The 3,848-nt window shown below is 45.1% G+C and carries 3 protein-coding genes and 2 pseudogenes; all 5 read left to right on the top strand.

Features of this window, described 5'->3' with window-relative positions:
- A pseudogene (locus tag JCM10512_RS20770) lies at positions 1 to 806 on the top strand (OmpA family protein); the annotation flags it as partial.
- Positions 807 to 888: 82 nt separating this feature from the next.
- Positions 889 to 2,196, top strand: a complete 1,308-nt coding sequence (locus tag JCM10512_RS20765; protein ID WP_158332251.1) for an Mfa1 family fimbria major subunit — start codon at positions 889 to 891, stop codon at positions 2,194 to 2,196.
- 107 nt (positions 2,197 to 2,303) lie between these two features.
- The gene (locus tag JCM10512_RS24715; protein ID WP_081741579.1) at positions 2,304 to 2,795 is read left to right on the top strand and encodes a FimB/Mfa2 family fimbrial subunit; all 492 of its coding nucleotides are present in this window, start codon (positions 2,304 to 2,306) and stop codon (positions 2,793 to 2,795) included.
- Positions 2,796 to 2,809: 14 nt separating this feature from the next.
- Positions 2,810 to 3,217 carry a FimB/Mfa2 family fimbrial subunit gene (locus tag JCM10512_RS24710; protein ID WP_044165818.1) on the top strand — a complete coding sequence of 136 codons (408 nt, stop codon included), beginning with the start codon at positions 2,810 to 2,812 and terminating at the stop codon, positions 3,215 to 3,217.
- A 28-nt stretch (positions 3,218 to 3,245) separates the two neighbouring features.
- Positions 3,246 to 3,848 (top strand): annotated as a pseudogene (locus JCM10512_RS20750) (hypothetical protein); the annotation flags it as partial.

The raw sequence follows: 3,848 nt of genomic DNA, 5'->3' as shown, positions 1-3,848 counted from the left end.
TTATCAGCAATGAGGATGCTGTTTTGCTCGGTCTATATGTCGAAGGCTTCGCTTCGCCCGAAGGCTCTTATGCCTTGAACGAACGTCTTTCGAGAGAACGTGCTACGGCTTTAAAGGAATATATCAAAGAGAAGTTTACCCTGCGCGAAGAACTCTTTAAAGTCAGCTCCGTTGCCGAGGACTGGGAAGGGCTCGAAGTGCTGGTCAAAGCTAGTGACCTGACTCACAGAGATAAGGTTTTAGAGATCATAACCTCTGAGCAGACTCCCGATGCCAAAGAAATGGCCTTAAAACGTCTGGGTGTTACCTACCGAACACTGCTCAAAGACCTGTTCCCTGAATTAAGACGGGTTGAATACCAGATCGACTATTCGGTTCGGGATTACGATGTGGAGGAAGCCAAAAAGCTGCTCGATAAGAACCCGGCTGATCTTTCGCAATACGAACTGTACAACCTGGCCCTGTCTCACGAAAAAGGCAGTAAAGAATACAACAGCATCTTGTTGGAGATTATTCCCCGTCACTTTCCGGACGATGCGACAGCTCATACCAACAGTGCCGCTGTGCTGATCACGAACGGAGAGATGAATGCCGCTAAACGCCAGCTCGAAAAGGCCGGCAGCAGCGCAGAAGCATTGAATAACCGGGGCATCATCTTTATGTTGGAGGGTGATCTGGATAAAGCCGATGAATATTTCGATCGGGCACAGCAGGCGGGTAGCAAAGCTGCCGCTCGTAACAAACAGGAGGTACAAACCAAACGTGCCGACAACCGGAAGATGGAGCGGTATAGCCGCATGAAGTAGACAAACATAAATCTGGCAGTTAACTGAACATTATAGAGTGATTATTAAACTATTAATTACAATTATTTAATTTAAAATGAGAATGATGAAAAATTTCAAGTATGTAATGATGATGGCTGCTGCCCTTACGCTGGGTTTTAGCAGTTGTTCGAACAATGACGATCTAGGCAACGGTGAGACAATCGAAAGCGGACGTCCGACCAAAATGACACTGGCAATCACACAGCCAACAACTTATGCAGGTGGTGATGATAACGCAACAGCTGCTGAGGTTGATATCAAAACTGTAGATGTATATATCTACAACGGAACAACCTTTATGAAGAGAGAACATTTTGCTATTGGCGACTTTGATTCGGCTGGTGATAATGCATGGAAGTTGAAAAATGAAAAAAGAATTACTACAACTACCGGTGCAAAGACAATCTATGTAGGAGTCAATCTTCCTAGTACTTTGGCTGGTGACATTGAGGGGACTAACCCCGGTACGATTGCACAAACGGTTGCTGACGCTGCTGCATTGAACAGTGATGGTTTCGCTATGTTTAGTCGTACCAAAGCAACAGCTGATTTGGTAGACGTTGATGCTACGGATTATGATACCAAGAATACGGTATCAACAACTGTAGCGCGTCTATTAGCAAAAGTCGTGGTGAAAGAAGGCAGCACTCTGTCGGGAGAAAGTCTGGAAGGAGACTTAACCGATCTTAAGTTTACAATAAATAACGTGAATACGAAATTCTTCCCACTACCTTCGGCTACTTTTCTCGACCCGAACCACACTTCTCCATGGTCGGCTACATCGACGGATTTTATCAAGGAGGGAACAGTTTATATGGCAGTCGGTGAAAGCAGTACAGCTGTAACAACAACAGATCATGCTATTTACACGACTGAAAATACTTCAGCAGGTGAATTGCAAGGTGATCATACCTATGTGCGGGTAAAAGGCATTTTTGTTCCTAGTACTATTAAGGAATGGGACGGATCAAGTCTTACTACTAGTTCAACCGCCCATATTAAGGGTAACGATTTCTATAAAGTGGTGGTAGACGGTGAAAAACATTTCTTCTCTAATGGGGCACAAGCCGCAGATTATGCTAATAAAAAAGCAAATGATGTTTATGTTACATACACGGGTGGTGTGACTTATTACAATGTATTCCTGAACCCTGTCCCTGCTAAGGGAGAAAAGAAATTTGACGTATTACGTAATACGATCTATACGGTAAACATCACCAAAGTAAATGGTGTAGGTGAGGGAGACGGCGAAAATACAGTTGTTACTGATCCGGAAGAACCTATTGCGGCTCCTACTAATCTGTCGGTAGAAATAGATATTGAAGATTGGTCAACAAACGATCAGGATAGCGAACTTACAGGAAAATAATCCCTGAATAATTCTATATGTATATACGTGCGTGGCGGGAGTAAAGCCCCGCCCACGTATATCAAAACTAACTTTTATACGAAAGCAATAAACAAAAACGAAAACAGATGAAGCGATATTCTTTGTCCTCCCTTTTAACCTTGGCTGTACTTCTCTTTTTGATTGCGTCCTGCATTCGGGAAGATAATTCGGACTGTCCGCCTGAAAAAGTAAGGGTGTACTTTTCCTACCGTACCACTTACAGCCCTTCGGTCATCGATCCCACAGTGATAGAGCGTATCGATCTCTTTGTATTCGACCGGACGGGCAACTATCTGGGTCAGTGGACGGATTATGAAGCGCAACTGAGCCCCTCTTACTACATGGAGCTACCCTTGGCGTACGGTGACTACCGCATTGTCTGCTGGGCGGGACTTCATGAGTTATCTTATACCCTAAACCACGACCAGACAATCCCTTTTGAAGAAAGCCTGCTTGCGCTGCAAAGAACCGAGCAGCAAACCGTGGAACACATTCCCACACACCTCTTCCATGCGATGGAAGCCCAGGCGATGGTTGATCAACCGACTGCCAATTTAGCCTTGAGCTTCGTCAACTGACCAATAGCATCGACGTGACCACCGAAGGTCTTGAAACTTCGGGTAAAACATACCGCCTGAGTATCCGTGATACCAACGGCGACTACCAATTTGACGCTTCACCGGCAGCCGACTGCGGCGTGTTGGACTATATACAGACTTGTGCTAAAGATGACGATAGCCAACCCTATGCCTGCCTGCGTGTGATGGCACTGAGTGAGCAACGAGCTACCCCCGTGCTACGCCTGACAGATACCACGGATGATAAAGTACTCTTTGAGGCGAACCTCATTGAACTGATTCTTAAACTTCGGGATCAGGGTGTAACAGTTGATTTTGAGAATATCCATGAGTACCAAATTCACTTGCGATTTAATACGGAGATGGATGTAGAAGTCTCCATCAATGGCTGGGATCTGAATAATACGGAAACAGAACTATAAATAAACCACTAAAATAAGAACAAGCATCATGCAAAAATTATTCTATGCGCCACTCTTTCTGCTAATGGCCTATATCTGTTGGGGTTGCTCCGCCGATCGGGATGACTTCAACTCTTCGGGAACCGGCAAAGATACCCGGCTTACCTTTAGTGTGAGTCTGCCTACCAAGGCGAACACGTACAGCCTGGATGCCACCGCTGAGAACAATGTTTCGAGCATCTATGTACTGGCATTTAAATACCAAAGCCAAAATCAAGCTCCGGACCAAGACAGCAAATACATCTTAGCGGACTGGTCGGAAGCTGCTAAAGATGCCATACAGGATAACGGCGGCGTTAGCAAGAAGAAATTCACAATTACCTTTACCCGCCTTAAAGAAGGCGATAAGTATAAGTTTGTCTTGCTGGCAAACGTAAAAAAAGAACTTGATGTACTCTTGGACAAATGGGCCATCGGGAACAATAAAGCGACTAAAAAGGATATCCTGAAAGAGTTACAACTCTCCGACATCACGCGTTGGAATATCAATACCTCGGGGGCTAGCTACCGGGATATTCCCATGTGGGGTGAAACTCCTTCGCATGACGGAACGGGTGATATGGCAGTGAGTCAGGATATGAGCATCACAGAT

The sequence above is a fragment of the Bacteroides reticulotermitis JCM 10512 genome (assembly GCF_000517545.1).
In the GTDB taxonomy this organism is placed as follows: domain Bacteria; phylum Bacteroidota; class Bacteroidia; order Bacteroidales; family Bacteroidaceae; genus Bacteroides; species Bacteroides reticulotermitis.
This window is presented reverse-complemented; position numbering and strand designations above follow the sequence as displayed.

Coding starts and splice junctions, on each gene's coding strand:
- JCM10512_RS20765 (WP_158332251.1), top strand. CDS start 889: ATGATGAAAAATTTCAAGTATGTAATGATGATGGCTGCTGCCCTTACG.
- JCM10512_RS24715 (WP_081741579.1), top strand. CDS start 2,304: ATGAAGCGATATTCTTTGTCCTCCCTTTTAACCTTGGCTGTACTTCTC.